Annotated in this window: 14 protein-coding genes; 6 read left to right on the top strand and 8 right to left on the bottom strand. The window is 54.5% G+C overall.

The genetic code is table 11. The features are described from left to right. Positions 1–129 precede the first annotated feature (129 nt). On the bottom strand, positions 130–1,035 hold the full coding sequence (locus ACQYWX_RS07830; protein WP_371824060.1) for a flagellar protein MotY: 906 nt from the start codon (positions 1,033–1,035) through the stop codon (positions 130–132). Positions 1,036–1,188: 153 nt separating this feature from the next. Here ACQYWX_RS07830 and pyrC point away from each other — a divergent pair, with 153 nt between their 5' ends. Beyond that, positions 1,189–2,226, top strand: coding sequence for a dihydroorotase (pyrC, locus tag ACQYWX_RS07825; protein ID WP_216737300.1), 1,038 nt, complete (start codon positions 1,189–1,191; stop codon positions 2,224–2,226). Between the two features lie 103 nt (positions 2,227–2,329). Continuing rightward, positions 2,330–2,986 (top strand): ribonuclease T, encoded by a 657-nt coding sequence (gene rnt, locus ACQYWX_RS07820; protein WP_011398747.1) that lies wholly within the window; start codon positions 2,330–2,332, stop codon positions 2,984–2,986. Between the two features lie 130 nt (positions 2,987–3,116). On the opposite strand, the gene ACQYWX_RS07815 is transcribed toward rnt, so the two are convergent. From ACQYWX_RS07815 to phbB, 3 genes are all read right to left on the bottom strand, one after another. Then, positions 3,117–3,719: a peroxiredoxin gene (locus ACQYWX_RS07815; protein WP_011398748.1), complete on the bottom strand. Its 603-nt coding sequence runs from the start codon at positions 3,717–3,719 to the stop codon at positions 3,117–3,119. Between the two features lie 404 nt (positions 3,720–4,123). Then, a complete protein-coding gene (locus ACQYWX_RS07810; RefSeq protein ID WP_431688409.1) occupies positions 4,124–6,109 on the bottom strand; it encodes an SDR family oxidoreductase in 1,986 nt (661 codons plus the stop codon). A 431-nt stretch (positions 6,110–6,540) separates the two neighbouring features. Next, positions 6,541–7,287 carry an acetoacetyl-CoA reductase gene (gene phbB, locus ACQYWX_RS07805; protein ID WP_279503390.1) on the bottom strand — a complete coding sequence of 249 codons (747 nt, stop codon included), beginning with the start codon at positions 7,285–7,287 and terminating at the stop codon, positions 6,541–6,543. Between the two features lie 339 nt (positions 7,288–7,626). Between phbB and ACQYWX_RS07800 the strand changes: the two genes are divergently transcribed. After that, positions 7,627–7,923 (top strand): hypothetical protein, encoded by a 297-nt coding sequence (locus ACQYWX_RS07800; RefSeq protein WP_011398751.1) that lies wholly within the window; start codon positions 7,627–7,629, stop codon positions 7,921–7,923. A 221-nt stretch (positions 7,924–8,144) separates the two neighbouring features. Next, the gene (locus ACQYWX_RS07795; RefSeq protein WP_431688408.1) at positions 8,145–10,943 is read left to right on the top strand and encodes an insulinase family protein; all 2,799 of its coding nucleotides are present in this window, start codon (positions 8,145–8,147) and stop codon (positions 10,941–10,943) included. 107 nt (positions 10,944–11,050) lie between these two features. On the opposite strand, the gene sbcB is transcribed toward ACQYWX_RS07795, so the two are convergent. Then, a complete protein-coding gene (gene sbcB, locus ACQYWX_RS07790) occupies positions 11,051–12,502 on the bottom strand; it encodes an exodeoxyribonuclease I (protein WP_279503386.1) in 1,452 nt (483 codons plus the stop codon). 173 nt (positions 12,503–12,675) lie between these two features. Between sbcB and ACQYWX_RS07785 the strand changes: the two genes are divergently transcribed. Beyond that, positions 12,676–13,290, top strand: coding sequence for a hypothetical protein (locus ACQYWX_RS07785; protein ID WP_216737305.1), 615 nt, complete (start codon positions 12,676–12,678; stop codon positions 13,288–13,290). Between the two features lie 36 nt (positions 13,291–13,326). Here ACQYWX_RS07785 and ACQYWX_RS07780 read toward each other — a convergent pair whose 3' ends face one another. The 3 genes from ACQYWX_RS07780 to ACQYWX_RS07770 form a co-directional block, all read right to left on the bottom strand. Continuing rightward, a complete protein-coding gene (locus ACQYWX_RS07780) occupies positions 13,327–13,944 on the bottom strand; it encodes an L-threonylcarbamoyladenylate synthase (protein ID WP_279503385.1) in 618 nt (205 codons plus the stop codon). An 8-nt stretch (positions 13,945–13,952) separates the two neighbouring features. Continuing rightward, entirely contained in the window at positions 13,953–14,276 is a 324-nt protein-coding gene (locus ACQYWX_RS07775) for a BolA family protein (protein ID WP_011398756.1), read from the bottom strand. Positions 14,277–14,393: 117 nt separating this feature from the next. Next, positions 14,394–16,331: a hypothetical protein gene (locus ACQYWX_RS07770; protein ID WP_431688407.1), complete on the bottom strand. Its 1,938-nt coding sequence runs from the start codon at positions 16,329–16,331 to the stop codon at positions 14,394–14,396. Between the two features lie 798 nt (positions 16,332–17,129). Here ACQYWX_RS07770 and ACQYWX_RS07765 point away from each other — a divergent pair. Next, positions 17,130–17,816: a response regulator transcription factor gene (locus ACQYWX_RS07765; RefSeq protein WP_279503379.1), complete on the top strand. Its 687-nt coding sequence runs from the start codon at positions 17,130–17,132 to the stop codon at positions 17,814–17,816. The last annotated feature ends 50 nt before the right edge of the window (positions 17,817–17,866 follow it).

The raw sequence follows: 17,866 nt of genomic DNA, 5'->3' as shown, positions 1-17,866 counted from the left end.
CAAGAGATTACGAAAGGCGGTTATTCTAGGCCCTTCGTACAAAGTTTTCTATGGCTGAGCAAGGTGACTGCGCGCACGCCATTCAGGGCGAGGCGCAGATTATGGGGGCTGATTAAAAATGGAGCGTTATTAAAGCTCTTCTGTCGAAATATCCAGGACGTCATCTTTAGCTGGCGGTTGCGTTCCTCTTTCCAGCCTGACCGTGGCGCGACGATTACGAGCCAGCTCTTTGGGGCCAGCGTTTTTAACCACAGGATAACGCTCGCCATGATAGCGGGTGGTGATTTTCTCGGAGGTCACGCCCTTCTCCGTCAGATAGGCGGTCACCGCTTCCGCCCGATCTTTAGAAAGCCGGCGGTTATAAATTCTACGCCCAGTGGAATCTGTGTGTCCGTCGACGAAAATCGCCGTCACAGAAGGGTCAGCCTTCACGTACAAGACCACCTTGTCCAACTCTCTTTTATCCTGATCCGTCAGCACAGACTCATCCAGCTTGAAAAATACCGCTGTACGTTCAACCTGACGAAAATTCACAGGCAACAGCCCGGAAACACAGGATAGATAGTCTTCGTAATAACGGGAAAAGTTGATGGAAGAAACCTCCACTCTGACGGTGTCGTCATTGAAACGCGCTCGACGCGTAAAGGTCGGCATCATCCCTTCCAGCAGGCTGTCCATCATTTGCTCTGCTTTGGGATTATCCACGGTAATGGGGTGCGGCTTGTCCAACACAGCCACGTAACCCAAGTCTCGGACGCTAATGCCAGGACGCCAACGGGGCGCTTCCAGCACCAGAGCCGCTTCGCCTTCGCGCATAGGGTTGCGCGAGGTGTCGAGATAGAATCTCAGTGACTCTCCCGCCTCCCGGTAGAACACCGCCCTACCGTACTGCGGAATGTTATGCGTCAACGCGCACTCAAATATGGAGGAAGATAAATACCACTGACTTTTCTCAATGCCAGCCGAAAAAGTCATGGCCTGGGTTGGAGCAGCCCCGCAAAGGGCGATCATGGAGGCGATTGTTAGTTTGCGCACGATAATCTCACTAACACGGTGATCACAACATACATTAACGATATTATCGGCCCGGCGCGGGAATTCTTTACCCTGAATCCTGTTCCGTTCTGGTATACTTGCGTGCAGTTTTGTAACCCTGCTTTTCTGCATTGCCCTGGTGGTTGATACTCTATGTCTGACTTAGTCATTACCCGGCCCGACGATTGGCACCTTCACCTGCGCGACGACGACGCCCTTGCGACTACCGTACCCGCGACAGCGCGCCTGTTTTCCCGCGCCATCGTCATGCCGAATCTGGTTCCTCCGGTCACCCACACAGCGCAGGCGGAAGCCTATCGCAGCCGAATCCTGAGTCACATTCCCGCTGGCGCGACGTTTGATCCGCTGATGACGCTTTATCTGACCAACAATACCTCTCCAGAGGAAATTGTCGTCGCTAAGCAAAGCGGGATCGTTTATGGCTGCAAGCTTTATCCCGCAGGCGCCACCACCAACTCCGACGCCGGCGTCACTGATGTCGCCAATGTCTTTTCGGTACTGGAGAAAATGAGTGAAGTCGGCCTGCCGCTGCTGGTGCACGGCGAGGTGGTCCAGGCGGACGTGGATATTTTCGATCGTGAAAAGCGTTTTCTCGATGAAACCCTTGCACCGTTGACTGAGCGCTTTCCAGACCTGAAGATCGTATTGGAGCACATCACCACCCGTGATGCAGTGGAGTTTGTCAATCAGGCTGACTCTAATGTCGCCGCTACCATTACTGCGCATCACTTGCTCTATAACCGTAACCATATGCTGGTAGGCGGCATTCGCCCTCATTTTTATTGTCTGCCCATTCTGAAGCGATCTGAACATCAGCTTGCACTGCGCGACGCCGCCGCTTCCGGCAGCGATAAATTTTTCCTGGGCACAGATTCGGCGCCGCATCCCAAAGAGAAGAAGGAAGCGGCTTGCGGTTGCGCCGGCTGTTTCACCGCGCCCTCTGCGCTGGAGTTATATGCGGAAGCTTTCGATGAGCTGGGCGCGCTGGATAAACTGGAAGGTTTCGCCAGCCATCACGGTCCGAAGTTTTACGGCCTGCCAGTCAATAGCGGCAAAGTACGCTTGAGCAAACAGGATTGGACCATGCCCACCAGCATGGCGTTGGGCGACTCAACTATAGTTCCTTTCCGCGCTGGAGAGACCATTCGCTGGAAGGCCGAGCTGCTCTGACGCAGCTCCTCGCGCACTCTCCTGTCGCGCAAAACCTTTATTTCTCATAACAGTACAGCCGTGGCGGGAGATGTTCGCCACCCCAACCAAAAGTAGATAACCAGTGTCTGAATCGCAAAACCGCCCTAAATCCCCTCTCGCCAGACGTTTCCGCGGCTTTCTGCCTGTTGTGGTGGATGTCGAGACAGCCGGCTTCAACTCCAAGACCGATGCGCTACTGGAGGTCTCCGCCGTCATTATCAGCATGGAAGATGATGGGATGCTCTACCCTGAACCGCCAGTCAGCTTCAATGTGGAACCCTTCGCCGGCGCCAATATCGAACAGGCTGCGCTGGAGTTCACCGGCATTGATCCATTCAATCCTTTACGCGACGCCAAACCCGAAGCCGATGCGCTGAACGAGCTGTTCCGCCCTATTCGCAAGTCCGTGAAGTCCAACGGCTGTAATCGCGCGATCCTGGTCGGCCATAACGCCACTTTTGATCACTCGTTCCTGTTCGCCGCCGCCGAGAGAGGAGATGTAAAACGCAATCCGTTTCACCCGTTTTCCACATTCGACACAGCGACATTAGCGGCGCTGGCCTATGGGCATACAGTATTGTCCAGGGCCTGCCAGTTAGCCGGCATTCCCTTCGATAATAAAGAAGCGCATTCCGCAGAATATGACGCGATGAAAACGGCCGAGCTGTTCTGCTCTATCGTGAATCGCTGGAAAGAATTGGGCGGCTGGACTACCGATCAGCAAGACTACGCAGACTGATCTTCGGATTTAGGTTATCCACACCGATTCGATAAGCGCTGTTTACAGCGCTTTTCTTTTTTGGGTCACCCCCTTCTCCTAGACGCAAAAAAGGCCGCAAAAGCGGCCTTTTTCGTTAACTCGACAGCGATTAAAGCTTGTCGGAGTTTTGAGACAGGTAGTTAGCTACGCCTTCTGGGGAAGCCTGCATACCTTTGTCGCCTTTCTTCCAGCCAGCAGGACATACTTCGCCGTGCTCTTCGTGGAATTGCAGCGCGTCAACCAGACGAATCAGCTCGTCTACGTTGCGGCCCAGCGGCAGGTCGTTAACGATTTGGGAACGCACAACGCCGTCTTTGTCGATCAGGAAAGCGCCACGGAACGCAACGCCGCCAGCGGACTCAACGTCAAACGCTTTGCAGATTTCGTGGTTCAGGTCAGCCGCCAGAGTGTACTTGACGGGACCGATGCCGCCTTTGTCCACTGGCGTGTTACGCCATGCGTTGTGAGTGAAGTGTGAGTCGATGGAAACGCCGATCACTTCTACGCCGCGCTCTTTGAACTGCTCTACACGGTGATCCAGTGCAATCAGCTCAGAAGGACATACGAAGGTGAAGTCCAGAGGGTAGAAGAAAATCAGAGCATATTTGCCTTTGATTGCTTCAGACAGCTTGTATTCGTCTACGATCTGACCGTCAGCCAGAACAGCGGGAACGGTAAAGTCGGGAGCAGGTTTTCCTACTAGAACGCCCATCGTTGTTTCTCCTAAATTACATTTTCTGTTTTGATGCAAGCATCAAAATACGCTTGTTATTTCAACAAATTATTGCAGCGATATGTTGCTGCGTTCAGAGGGTGGAAGACACCACACAAAAGTGGCGTAATCATACCTTTTCCACTGAACCAAGCCTATTGTCGCGCCATTTAATTTATTAATGGCGAGCATAGGTCCGCCCTATAAAATCACGGAGCCCCTACGAACCGAAATAATGCCTAAAAATTTTCGGGTTACGCAGCCTGAGCCAGCAAGTGTAGGTGTTTTGCCGCCAATTTTCTAATGCGCAACGGCCTGATTCAGGCAGACTACGAGGATACTTGATAATAATAAGCCGGGTCCCGGCGCCAAGACCGGAACCCGTTTTCCGACAGCGATAGACGTTACCAGTGAATTCCCCGCATGATCGCTGCAAAAGCGACCTGCTCGGTGGAAACCTTGGGCTTCTCGCCATCTTTACCGCCCGTGGCGGCGCTGGAGTCAGGGAACATCTTGAAGCCGGTGTTCATGATGATCTCACTAAACTTCGGCGCCATGGAGTGCAGCACCTGCGCAAATACGCCCAGACGTGTAGCGATGCGCTTCGGACGATGAATAATCGCCTCCGCAATCAGATCCGCCGCTTCCTCTGGCGTCAGCGTTGGCACCGAGTCATAGATCTTGGTGGGGCTGATCATCGGCGTCCGCACTAACGGCATATTAATAGTGGTGAAAGTGACGTTCTTATCGGAGAACTCCGCCGCCGCACAGCGGGAGAACGCATCCAGCGCCGCCTTGGAAGCCACATACGCGGAAAAGCGAGGCGCGTTGGTCAATACGCCGATTGAGGAAATATTCACAATATGCCCCCGCCTCCGCTCCAGCATGCTGGGCGCAAACCCCATAATCAGCCGCAATGAGCCGAAGTAGTTAAGTTGCATCGTGCGCTCAAAATCATGGAAACGATCAAACGCATGCTGAATGGAGCGACGAATGGAGCGGCCAGCATTATTCACCAATACGTCGACATGCCCCAGATCCTTAAGGACATTGGCGACAAAGCGATCGCAGTCTTCCAGATCAGAGAGGTCGACGGAGTACTCATAAATCTCGCCGCCCAGCGCTTCCAATTCTTTCTTCACTTCCTGCAGTTTTTCCGGGGTGCGCGCAGCGATCACGACTTTGGCGCCCGCCTCCGCCAGTTTGCGGGCGGCGCTCAAACCTATGCCGGAGGTGGCGCCAGTAATAACGCAGACACGCCCTTCCACCGCCCCACGCAAAGTACGGTCCTTGTATAGATCGGGGTCGAGGTGACGCTCCCAGTAATCCCAAATCGCCGGCGCATAGTCCTGCAAGCGGGGCACAGAGATGTCGGTTCCTTTAAGCAGGCGCTCAGTCTCGCGATTATCAAAGCGGGTTGGGTAATTGATAAAGCTCATTACCTCATCCGGAATCCCAAGGTCGTTAAGCACAGCGGTTTTCATCCGCTGTACTGGGGGCAGGCGCGCAATCCCCTGGCGAATCATCGGAGGAATAAACCCGAACATACGCGCGTCAATGCGCATGGCCATTTTGGGAGCGTGGCCGGCTTCCGCAAAGATATTGAGAATTTCGCCCACTTTATGGGGATCAGGATCAGTCAGGTGGAAGCATTTGCCGTCTTCGCCTTCCGCATGCGCGATGTGATCCATCGCGTCCACGACGAAGTCCACAGGCACAATATTGATGCGCCCGCCTTCCAGGCCGATGGTGGGCATCCACTGCGGCAATGCGCTACGCAGCTTCTGGATCAGCTTGAAGAAATAGTAAGGACCGTCGATCTTATCGATTTCACCGGTTTTAGAGTGACCGACAACCATGCCCGGACGATAGACGCGCCAAGGCGTCTGGCACTCTTCCCGCACCAGTTTTTCGGATTCATGCTTGGTGCGCAGATAGGGGTTATTTAGTTTTTCCGCTTCTTCGAACATGTCTTCGCGGAAGATGCCGCGGTACAAACCCGCCGCCGCGATGGAGCTGACATGATGGAAGCAGCCGGCCTTGAGGCTATCGGCAAGCTTAACCGCATTCCGAGTGCCTTCAATATTCGCCTGCTCCTGACTTTCCGCAGAGGCCTGCATGTCGTAGATGGCCGCCAAATGGAAGAAATGATCCACTTTGCCCTGCAGCATCGCGACATCTTTTTCACTGACGCCAAGCATCGGTTCCGCCAAATCGCCGACAACGCCGACTACCTGCTCATCCGACGCACCCCAGTGTTCACGCAGCTCATCAAGCTTGGGGAGAGACGCCTCCCGCACCAATAAATATACGGTTCCGCCGCGCTTTAATAATTTGGGAACCAGGAAACGACCGATAAATCCGGTGCCTCCTGTCACGAAGTAGTTCATATCCACTCCATTCCGGTTGATGTTTTTTAACTTTATTAATGAACCCAGCTCCACCGATTCAGTGCAAAGCTTTCCTGTTTTCCAGTTGTATAGCCTCTAAGTATGGCAAAGGTTTTTATTGTCGAATGCCTAGGCTATAAACCTTTACGAGTGTACTTATTTTTATTCCGCAACTCATTGTTTGTGTTAGAGCAATGGCTCGAAATATGGATTAGATCAAAATAACTACAATTTGATAAAGGCGACACTGACGGAAGACGCGCTTCCGATGCGCCCTAACCCGCATTGTAAGCGGGATGATGAGGCATTGCGGAGCGTAAAAACAACGGAGGCGAAATCAACGGATTTCGTGCAAGAAAATCACAAGGGATTAGAGTGTTTGACCGACAATGAGGCTCCGGCCGCCGCAGCGGCCGGTTCCATCGGAGGCGTCAGTACATATGCTGGCCGCCATTGATAGACAGGTTGGAGCCGGTGATATAACCCGCCTCTTTCGCTGTCAAAAAAGATACTGCACGGGCGATTTCTTCCGGTTCAGCGAAGCGCCCCACGGGAATCTGCGCCTTGATCTTCTCTCTGACTTCTTCCGCCACCGCCATCACCATTGCCGTGGCGACATAGCCGGGAGAGATGGTGTTCACCGTCACGCCTTTGCGCGCCACTTCCTGCGCCAGCGCTTTGGTGAAACCATGAATGCCTGCTTTGGCGGCGGAGTAATTCACTTGGCCGAACTGCCCTTTCTGGCCATTGATGGAGGAAATATTGACGATCCGGCCGTACTGCCTTTCCAGCATATCGTCGAGAAACTGCTTGGTGACATTGAAGACGCTGCTGAGGTTGGTGTCGATGACATCCTTCCACTGCTCCATCTGCATTTTTTTCATAACTGCATCGCGGGTGATGCCGGCGTTATTCACCAGCACGTCGACCACCCCGTATTTTTCACGAATATCCGCGGCGGCCGCGGCGCAACTTTCGAAACTGGAGACATCCATGAGTTCGATGGCGATATCAAACCCACGCTCCCTCTGCTCAGCCCGCCAGGCTTCCGCATGAGCGCGCCTGGCCGGCGAACTGCAGGTGGCGATCACTCGAAAGCCGTCCTCCGCCAAACGCTGAGAGATGGCGGTCCCGATACCCCCTGTGCCGCCAGTAACCAATGCAATGTGCTGTTCCATGTCAATCTCCTTATTTCTTTCCAATGCGAGTTTCTGTCCAGTGCGAAAAGTCGCATTTTGGATACTATTTATTCTATGTGACAGCTTAAATTAGACCTTCGCCGAGGGGGCCTGTCTTGACCAACGTCAAGAGTTGTCCTACTGCCTGCATTCGATTTTTCCCGTCGCAACAATGATCACTATTTTCGCGCCTCTAAGAGCCCGCTAAACCGGGCAATAACGTCGTACTAAAGAGATTTTCAGCAAGCGGATGAAGTCTCACATTAAGATTCCTTAAGCAGGTCGGACTCAAGAACCATTGTGATATACTCGGCCCATGTTTAACCTGATGTGGCCGCCATGACCAATAAAGACCAGAGATACATCCGCATCGCGCAAGCCTGTTTGCGCGCCATCAACGAAACCTCCACCGACAAGGACGCTCTGCAGGAAAACATCCGCAAAGTTTATGAAGCCATCGATATAGCGTTTAAAAAAGAGTTTCTGATCATTGAACAAAACGCCGGCATCGCTGAAAGCGCGCTGAAAAAAATCAGCGAACTCAGCGCCAGGGAATCCGTGAGCGAGGCCAAAACCATCGCCTCATCAGCGCTGGAAGCCCTGCAGCAAGCCAACCAACCCGCAAAACATCATTGAACCAAGTCTTGGCGGACGTGTCTCAGCTAACCGGATATTGGCTTCGCCGGCACAGCAAAAGACTGCAACGGCCCGCCAATTTATCCCGCAAAACACCTATACTCAGTAAATGGCCTTAAGTTATGCGATCAAGAACCCTTAGCGTTGCAGCCGCCGGCACTTTGATCCTGGTTTTTAGTTTTATTTCCGCTTGCAGCGTTCTCAATAAAAGTCCTAACACTATGCCCTCAGTGAACAACAACATAGCCAAAAGCCCGAATGACAAGCGACTATATCGGGCTGTCACGCTGGACAACGGTTTACAGGCGCTGTTGATATCCGACCCGGAAACCGATAAAGCCGCCGCCGCGATAGATGTGGACGTCGGCAGCGGAGCCGATCCAGTCGGTCGGGAGGGGCTGGCGCACTTCCTGGAGCACATGCTGTTTCTGGGAACGGAAAAATACCCCCAGCCTGACGAATACCAGTCTTTTATCAACCAGCATGGCGGCTCTCACAACGCCTTCACCGCTTTCGATCACACCAACTATTTCTTCGATGTGGACGCCGACGCGCTGGAGCCGGCGCTGGACCGTTTCAGCCAGCAGTTTGTCGCGCCGTTGTTTTCCGAAGCCTATGTCGAGCGTGAGAAGAATGCCGTGCATTCGGAATACACCTCGAAACTGCGGGAAGACAGTCGCCGCTTTTTCGCTGCGGTGAAACAGGCCATCAATCCGGACCACCCCATGGCCAAGTTCGCCGTCGGCAACCTGGAAACCCTGGCTGACCGTCCTGGCGAAGACGTCCGCGACGCCCTGCTCAAGTTTTACGAGCAACACTACTCCGCAGACATCATGAAGCTGACCGTCTATGGCAAAGAGCCCTTGGACACGATGGAAGCCTGGGTGAAAGAAAAGTTCAGCGGCGTGAAAAAGCGCGACATCGAACACAACCAGAAACGACCTCCCCTGTTCAAACCCGGCGCAGCGCCAACGCTTCTGTCCGTCAAACCGATCAAGGAAAAGCGCTCCTTACACCTGATGTTTGAAGCGCCGCCGATTGAGCCTTACTACCACGCCAAACCGGTGTATTACCTGACCAACCTTATCGGTCACGAAGGCGAAGGCAGTCTGCTTTCCTGGTTGAAACAGCAGAATCTGGCGGAGGGACTGTCTTCCGGTCTGTTCACCAGCGAGGAAGACAGCTCTGTGGTCAGCGTCTCCATCACTCTGACGGAGAAAGGCCAGAAGAACTGGATTAAGGTTGTCCGTGACGTATTCACTTACATCAACCTGATCAAGCAGCAAGGCATTGAGGAATGGCGCTTTCAGGAACAGGCGAAGATGCTGGATATCGCCTATCGCTTCCAGGATCAGGCCGCGCCCATCCACTATGTGAGCAGTCTGGCGGGTCGCCTGCAGGATCACTCGCCTGAGCAAGTGTTGCGCGCGCCTTACGCCATGGACGACTATGACGCCAAGGTGTTGAAAGAATTCGCCGACCGCTTGAGTCCGGAAAATATGCTGGCGGTGCTGTCCGCGCCTGAAGTCGCCACCGATAAAACTGAGCGCTGGTACGAAACGCCCTACAGCGTGCGCGCCTTCACCACAGAAGAAGACGCTGAGATCCGCTCACCGGATCAACAGGCCGCCATTCATCTGCCAGGCCCCAACGAATTCATACCAGACGATCTCGATTTGCTGGCCGGCCCAGACATGACGGTTCCCGAGAAGATCTATGAGCACCCAGGATATGAAGTCTGGTTCGCCAAAGACCTGTCTTTCGACTCTCCCAAATCCAGCTTCTACTTGAGCATTCGCTCGCCGCTGGCTAACAAGAGCCCGAGAGATCAGGCGCTGACGGAGTTGTTTATCTCCCTGGCCCGTGACGAGTTAAGCGAATACTCCTATCCCGCCTACCTCGCCGGGTTGGACTTCAAGCTCTACAAGCATTTACGCGGCATAACGCTTCGTATAGACGGCTTCAGCGACAAACAGCCCGTGCTACTGGAGCGTATTCTCACCACATTGAAGCATCCTGAACTGCGCGAAGACCGCTTCAATCAGTTCAAGAAAGATATGTTGCGCGATCTGAAAAATGCGATTCAAGACAAGCCGTTCGAGCGCCTTGCCTCAGAAGCTCGAACTTGGTTGTTGCAACCTTACTGGACGGAACAGCAACAGATTGAAGCGCTGAAGAAGATCACGCTGGATGACGTACGCGCGTTCGCGCCCACTGCGCTCAAGGATATCAATCTGGTCGCTCTCGCCCACGGCAATATCTCGCGTGAGCAGGCGCTGCACGCCGCCAAAGTAGTGGAAACGCAACTGATGGCCGGCGCCAACATCGTCAATGTACAGAAAAGCGCGGTGGTGGATATTCAAGGGGGCGACTGGTTTAAAGAAATCAGCACGCCCCATCAGGACTCCGCCTATCTTTATTATGTTCAGGGCCCCGGGAAAACCTATGCGGACCGCGCAGCTTTCGGTTTGATCGCACAGATCATTTCGCCGGAATACTACAACGACATCCGCACAGAAGCGCAAATGGGCTATGTGGTGTTCGCCACACCCTATACGCTGCTGGATACGCCTGCCCTGGCCTTTATCGTGCAATCTCCGTCGCACACGCCGAAGCAAATCCACACCGCCACCGAGAACTTCATCGCTCGTTTTGCGAAAGAGTTGCACCTGCTGCCTGAAGCGGAGTTTGAGAAACATAAAGCTGCGCTGAAGGCGCGCCTGATGGAGAAAGATCAGACTCTGGAGCAGCGCTCCGACCGGTTCTGGACGGAAATTGACGTTGGCAACGAGCAGTTCGACACCCTAAACCAGATCGCCAGCGAAGTGGACAAACTCAGCCTTGATCAACTGGCGGATTACTTCGACAAGCAGTTTGTGACAGATAAGAGCGCGCTGCTGGTGGTCACCGATGGCGATAAAAGCGGTGCGCACTGGCGTCCTGGAAAAGCGGAGCCGTTGAAGGACAAAGAGAGCTGGCTCAACGCGAACAAGCTGTTTCCGCTGCGAGTCAAATACTGACAGGCGCTCCTGCGAAACCTGCTCCAATAAAAAAGACCCGCATCATGCGGGTCTTTTTCGTTACGCTGTCCATCAGCATGAGTTAGACGCTATGGCGCCGTCAGAGATCAGAAGTCCATGGGAATAATGGACTCGCCGTATAAGTGCAGATCCTGAAGAATGGATAAGTGAAACGGCGTGATATCCGGGTTAGCGGCGAGCTGCTCCAACTTTTTGAAATACGCCTGAAAGCCGATTGAGGCTCCGCTGGATTCCCCCGCCAAACGGTGATAACGATACCGCTCCCACTTCTCCATTTCTTCTTCATTCAACGTGCCAGGAAAGTTTCTCGCCCGATAACGGAAGAGCATCTCCTGCAGCCGTGGATCTTCAAAGGGCAGCTCCAGCTCCCCCAGCACTTCCGGTGACTGCTCGTGAATAAAAGTCATCAGCTCCCGGTCGTTGTTGCTGAAAAAGCCGCCGCTGTAGAGCATCAGGTCCGGATCGGTCTCGCTGTCGTCCATGGGCTCGTTGAACACTTCCGCCACCCGTTGCTGAATATTCGCTACCTGACGCAACGCCTGCAGGTGCGATCTCAACTTGTCGCCATCCAGCTGGAAACCGCGCAATCTTTCCGGGTCCATGGTTTTGAGAATTTTACTCTCCACCAGAATCGGACATTTATTCAGATGCACGACTTTCAGCGGGATGCGTTCCGCGCCTTCAGGGAGGTCTTCATTTGAGGTGAAGATACGCTCTCGAATCTTCTCTACCGGCAGGTGCGTCCAGGTGGAAGGATCAGCGCGCAGATCATAGACGATCACACCGTTAGGATTAGTTGGATGACGCGCGATGGGCGCCACCATGGCGCAACAGCCCATTGCCGCCGGGAATTTGGAGGACACATGAAACAGGGGTTTCATGCGTTCGATATCCACTAGCCCTTCCAGAACTTTCTTATTGCGATGGCCAAGCACGTAGTCATATAGCTTGGGTTGCGCCGTTTTGATCAGACGCGCCACGGCAATGGTGGCGTATACGTCAGACATGGCGTCATGCGCCGCTTCATGCGTCACGCCATTGGCCTTGGTGAGTTCTTCCAGGCGAAAACTGGGGACGCCTTCCGCGTTCATGGGCCAGTTTATGCCCTCGGGCCGCATGGCGTAGGTAAGCCGCACCATGTCGATAACGTCCCAACGGGAATTGCCGTTTCGCCACTCCCGGCTATATGGATCGTAGAAGTTGCGATATAGCGTATTGCGGGTGACTTCATCGTCGAAGCGGATGCTGTTGTAGCCAACCACACAGGTTCCAGGGCGCGAAAACTGCTCGTGGATCAGACGGATAAACTCCGCCTCGCTCACGCCCTCCGACAGCGCCTTCTGCGGCGTGATGCCGGTAATCAGGCAGGCTTCCGGTTGCGGCAATACGTCTTCCGCCGGCTTGCAATACATCACCAGCGGCTCTTCGATGGGGTTGAGATCCAAGTCCGTGCGCACGCCCGCAAACTGAGAAGGTCTGTCTCTGCGGGGATCTGCGCCCCAGGTCTCGAAATCGTACCAATAAAAGGTGTCAGCCATTTAACTACTCTGAGTCGTCAATCAGGCGCCCATGTTAGCCAATAGCGCTCCGTTCGTCATGTTGGATTCCCGGAGCAATGCTGGCACAGCATTTGAATAAGTTCTGAATATGTCAGGAATACGTGCTTTCCAATGTCGGAAACAACGCACTCAGAGATAACAAGGTAGCCGTCATGGGTTTAATTCGCACTTTATTTGAATACGGAAATCAGGCGTACGAAGGCCTGAAACAGCCCACCGCCGCCCAGCAGACAAAGGCCGACGCGGCCATGGACAATCTTCCCGAACCAGGAACCGTCACCCTGTCGGGCCAGCAGCAGGAACAAAGCTCCCGCCCCCGAGTCATGATCAAAGAGTTTCAACAAGGCGTCGGGCAAGATACTGCCTTTGTACAACAGACGCTCAGGCAAAAGCTTGCCGAGTATGGCGTCACCAGCGTGCGCGGACAGGTTCGCCTAGGCCGCAACGAGACCGGCGCGCTGGAAATTTCAGGCGCCATTCCGACCGAAGCCAAGCAGAAGATAGAAGCGGATATCAACCGCAACCCGGATATCAAGCAAACGTTCGTGCGTCTGAGCAATCAGAAGCCCGCACTGGATTACGTTCAGAATGTCATGCGCCTGCAAAATGCCTACGGCGGCGACAATTCGCTGTTCAGTTCGCTGCTTTCCTCCAATCCGCAGAACAATTCCCTGCAGGACATCGTGCAGCGTTTTCACAAGATGGGGTCCGCCGCGGCGGAAATGACCGCAAACTCCGGCGCCGCCTTCTCTATCTCGATCAGTTGATGCGAAACGCCGCCGGGAATCCGGCGGCGCACTCATTCAGAAGCCGGAGATATCGCCCGCGCCTTCCCTTAGGATTACCGGCGCATCGTCGGTCAGGTCGACCACCGAAGTGGGCTCCATACCGCAGAAACCGCCGTCGATGATCAAATCCACCGCGTGCTCCAGCATCTGGCGAATCTCATAAGGATCGGTCATCGGCATTTCTTCGCCAGGCATAATCAGCGTAGAACTCATCAGCGGCTCGCCCAGCTCCTCAAGCAGCGCCTGCGCAATGCGGTTATCAGGCACCCTGATGCCGATCTGCCGCCGCTTCGGATGCAGCAACCTGCGCGGCACTTCCGAGGTCGCCGGCAAAATGAAGGTATAGGCGCCGGGAGTGTGATTTTTCAGTAGGCGATACGTACTGTTATCCACCTTGGCGTAAGTGGATATATCGCTCAAATCCCGGCACACCAGGGTAAAGTTATGCTTATCATCCAGGCGGCGAATGCTCTTGATGCGGTCGGCGGCGCTTTTATCGCCGATAGCGCACCCCAGCGCATAGCCTGAATCCGTGGGGTAAACGATAACGCCGCCGTTGTGGATGATTTCCACCGCCTGACGAACCAGACGGGACTGAGGGTTATCTTGGTGAATCTGGAAAAACTGGCTCATTGACCGCCCTACTCCGTTTTAGCTTTTTTGCTGCCGCCCATGCAGTTGGGCGAGTCCGGGGCCTGGCCTTTTTCCAGCCATTCCTGTGGGGTGAAAGTGTGCAGCGCCAGCGCGTGAATGCCCTGTTGCATCAACTCTCCCAGCACCGCATACACCTTCTGGTGCCGTTGCACGGAACGCATGTCCGTAAACTGCGGCGTCACCAACACCACTTTGAAGTGGGTTTCAGAATTGGGGGGGACGCTGTGCATATGGCTTTCATTGATCACCTCCAGGTGCGTCGGAGTGAAAGCCTCTTTTAACTTATTCTCAACAGAGATTTGGATTTTCATATTTTATTCAGCAGATAGGATTAGACAGCAAGCCGCCGCGACGGGCCTCGTCGCGGCGTAGATAATGACTACACTATAAACCACTCCGCCGCATTCGACGAGCGGAGCGGCCAGCGCTTATCTCACTGTGACCCCCGCCACGACCGGATAGGGCTCCGCGCGATTGGCCGCGTAATCCCGCATCCATACCTTAAAGATATACTTTCCCGGCGCCACGACGCTCCCAGTGCCGGAGCGTCCGTCCCAGTCGATCACGACATGACGCTCGCCAATCAACGGCTCCCGATACAACTCCCGCACCAGAGAACCACCCCGCGCCTCATAGACGTACACCGTCGTCAAAGCGCCTTCATTGAGGTCGAACTCCAGCCGCGCCTTATCATTGGATTGATCGCCGTTGGGAGTGATCACCTCCGGCGTCACACTGATATTGGCCCATTGCGGGGCCACCGTGTCCACAATCACCCGCAATTCGCCGCCCACACTGATTCCCTGGGTGTCTGTGGCCGACAGCGCAATCACATAACGGTCATCCGCAACGGTGACTCCACTGAAATCACGGCCATCCCACTGCTTGTCCAAGGAAACGCCGCTGCCTTGTTGACTGAACAGCTCCACGCCATCCCGGTTTTGATAACTGAGCGTCCAATCGAGACTTTTATTGAAGCTCGCTTTTAGCGCGACGCTATCGCGTCGTCCGTCGCCGTCCGGGCCAAACTCCGCATAGTTGGACTCGTAGCTCAACAGCTGCGGGGGTTCCGAATCCGATACGGTATTCACGCTGAAATACACTTCCGCCGGCGCCGCCGCCACGCCATCCACGTCCACGCCTGTAATCAGGAAACGATAGGAGCCGTCCGGGGTTACTGCGCCATTATGGTCGAGCCCATCCCAAGTTAAATCGAAAAGTTCCCCATTACCGCGAAACACGTTCACAGGTTCATTCTCAGACGTGAGAACGGAGGCTTCCCATTGCAGCGGGGCGGTGAAATCAGCGCGCACCCTCAACGTATCGTTGGCTCCGTCCCCGTTCGGACTGAAGGGAGAGGGCTTGGCGGTGGCGTTCTTGATCGCCGCCAAGCCCTGCATCCCTCGCGCCACGATAATCTCAAAATTGCCACTGCGATTATCGTCCCAGGCGACGAATATGCCGCCGGACTCATTGACCGCCACCTTGGTCACCAGAGACCCCAGTTCGCTGGGAGAGATGTTGGCAGCCGACGAGAAGGTCAGCGCTCTGTCGGAGGAATACGCGAACATCGCTTCGTAATTGCCAGGCGTCGTATCCTGCCAAACGACATACAGCACGCCCTCCGCATCTGTGGTCAAGTCCGGACCGATCGAGGCCCCCGGGTTGCGGCTGATGTTGCCGGGCGGCGCAAAGTGCTGTCCGCCGTCTTCGGAGCGCGCCACATAGATCTCCGCCTCATCGTTGATCTGCTCGCTCCAGCCGATGTAGACATTGCTGCCCGCGTCCGCCGCCAGCGATACAGAAGACGACACCGCACTGCTAGCGGAAATGCTCACCGGCTGAGAAAAACTGCGCCCGCCGTTCCTGGAATACATGTGATAGACATTCTGCGCATTGGTCCAGGCCACGTGAATACGTCGATCTCCGCCCGCCGCCATGCGCACGCTGGAGACAAAGTTGGCTTTGATTTTGGCGACCTGTTGAAAGCTGTCGCCGCCGTCCACGCTCTGGGTCACTATCACTTCTTCCGTACCGGTGTCGGTCCAGGCCACGTAGATCACGTTCGCCGAGTCCACCAGAATATCCGCCCGCACGGACGCGCTGTCATCCCCAGACAGGCTGACAGCCGGAGTAAAGGTCTTGCCGCCGTCTTCCGAACGCACGTAAAGGATCGTAGAGGCGCCGTACAAGGTATCCTGCCACACCACATGCACGCGACCACGGGAGTCCACCGCCACATCCGGCGCGCTGGACTGCCCTGAGGGCGACGACAGCTGCTTCGCCTGCGTGTAGTTTTCGCCTTTATCACGAGAGCGCGCGAACATCACTTCCTTTACACCGGAACTGTTATCGTCCCAGGTCACAAAGAGATTATCGCCTTGAGTCACCAGACTGGGGTTAAAACTCAGACCTTCTGAGTAGGATAGATTTACAGGCGGGTAAAAATTGATCTCCGCCAGAGTTGGAAGAGCAAAGGCCGTCAACAGCGCAAAAAGGGCCACACCTAAATGAAGTTTACATCCTGTTTCTCGCTTAAAAGTCCTTATTAATTTCATTTTCCTTCTCCACAGCGATCATTGCGATCGCCGCTATTTCCTTATATTCGCCGTCCATCCCTTTATCAGGGCGTCGCGAAGGGAGCACTGCACGCTTCGCTTACCCGCATAAGATCCTGACTTCCGATCCCTGCGACCACAGCCCCTCGCATTTGGACGGTTCCATTTCCTGCTTGAACGCCTGACACCGCTCCGGCGCGGAGCGCTGCGCTCATCCCGTTGATTGGCCCACGCCTTGGCGGGAGTTTCGGGAGAGCCGCAGCGCCATCATATAACCAACCCCGCCGCCAGGACCATGGCTAAGTCCAACAGATGTTTGCGAACACGCATTATCGAAGTGAAATTTGAGCCGCCAGAATGCGTTGAAAGGCCTGTGCGATGCAAAAAGTAGCTTGTTGTTACATTTTTAAATTGCTCACAAAAATCATTTAAGTTGAAGTAGACCTTGCCCTAGTCCGGCTTTTCGCAAGGTTTGCTGTCTGTCGAAAAAGTCGCTGAATCAGGTGCGGTTCAACCCCGTCCGCACATTTTTCGGCAAAAGTTAGCGAGATTGGCGGTTTACTGCCAAACTTAGATATACATCAAACAGTTAGACGAACGCAGACTATGAAAATCGGACTTCTAGAAGACGACCAGAATCTGGCGGACCAGCTATTGCTAAATCTGCGGAACTCAGATTTTCAATGCCGCCACTACAATACGGGGAAAGATTTTTTATTCGCCGTCACCCATGACAGCTTCGATTTGCTCATCATGGACTGGCAACTGCCGGATATGGACGGCATCGATATCCTCCGCAAGGTGCGGCAGCAGCAGGAATGGCCGATACCGGTGCTGTTCCTGACTCAGCGCGAAGCGGAAGAAGACATTATTGAGGCGCTGGAGGCCGGCGCCGACGATTACATGGTGAAGCCGGCGCGGCCCGGCGAACTCATCGCCCGGCTAAAAGCGCTGAGTCGGAGAAACCGCACGGAGGAGACGGATGCCGAAGAAGCCAGCTATGGCGCTTTCAGCATCAACCACAAGAAACGGACCATTCAACTGAACGGCGAGCCGCTGACGTTGACGGACAAAGACTTCGACCTGACGACGTTTCTGTTCGAAAACAAAGGCCGCCTGCTGTCGCGCAAGTACCTGCTGGAACGGGTCTGGGGCGTCAGCAGCGACATCAATACCCGCACCGTGGACACTCACATGAGCCGTCTGCGGCGAAAACTGGGAATCAAACCGGAAAACGGATTTCGCATTAAGACCATCTACCAGCACGGTTATCGGCTGGAAGAAGTGGAATAGGCCGCCATTGTCCGGGTATTGCGGCCAACGATTGACGACACTGTGAATAT

This window comes from Hahella sp. NBU794 (assembly GCF_050749805.1).
GTDB lineage: Bacteria > Pseudomonadota > Gammaproteobacteria > Pseudomonadales > Oleiphilaceae > Hahella.
The sequence above is the reverse complement of the archived record's forward strand: the minus strand, read 5'-3'. Positions and strand labels throughout refer to the sequence as shown.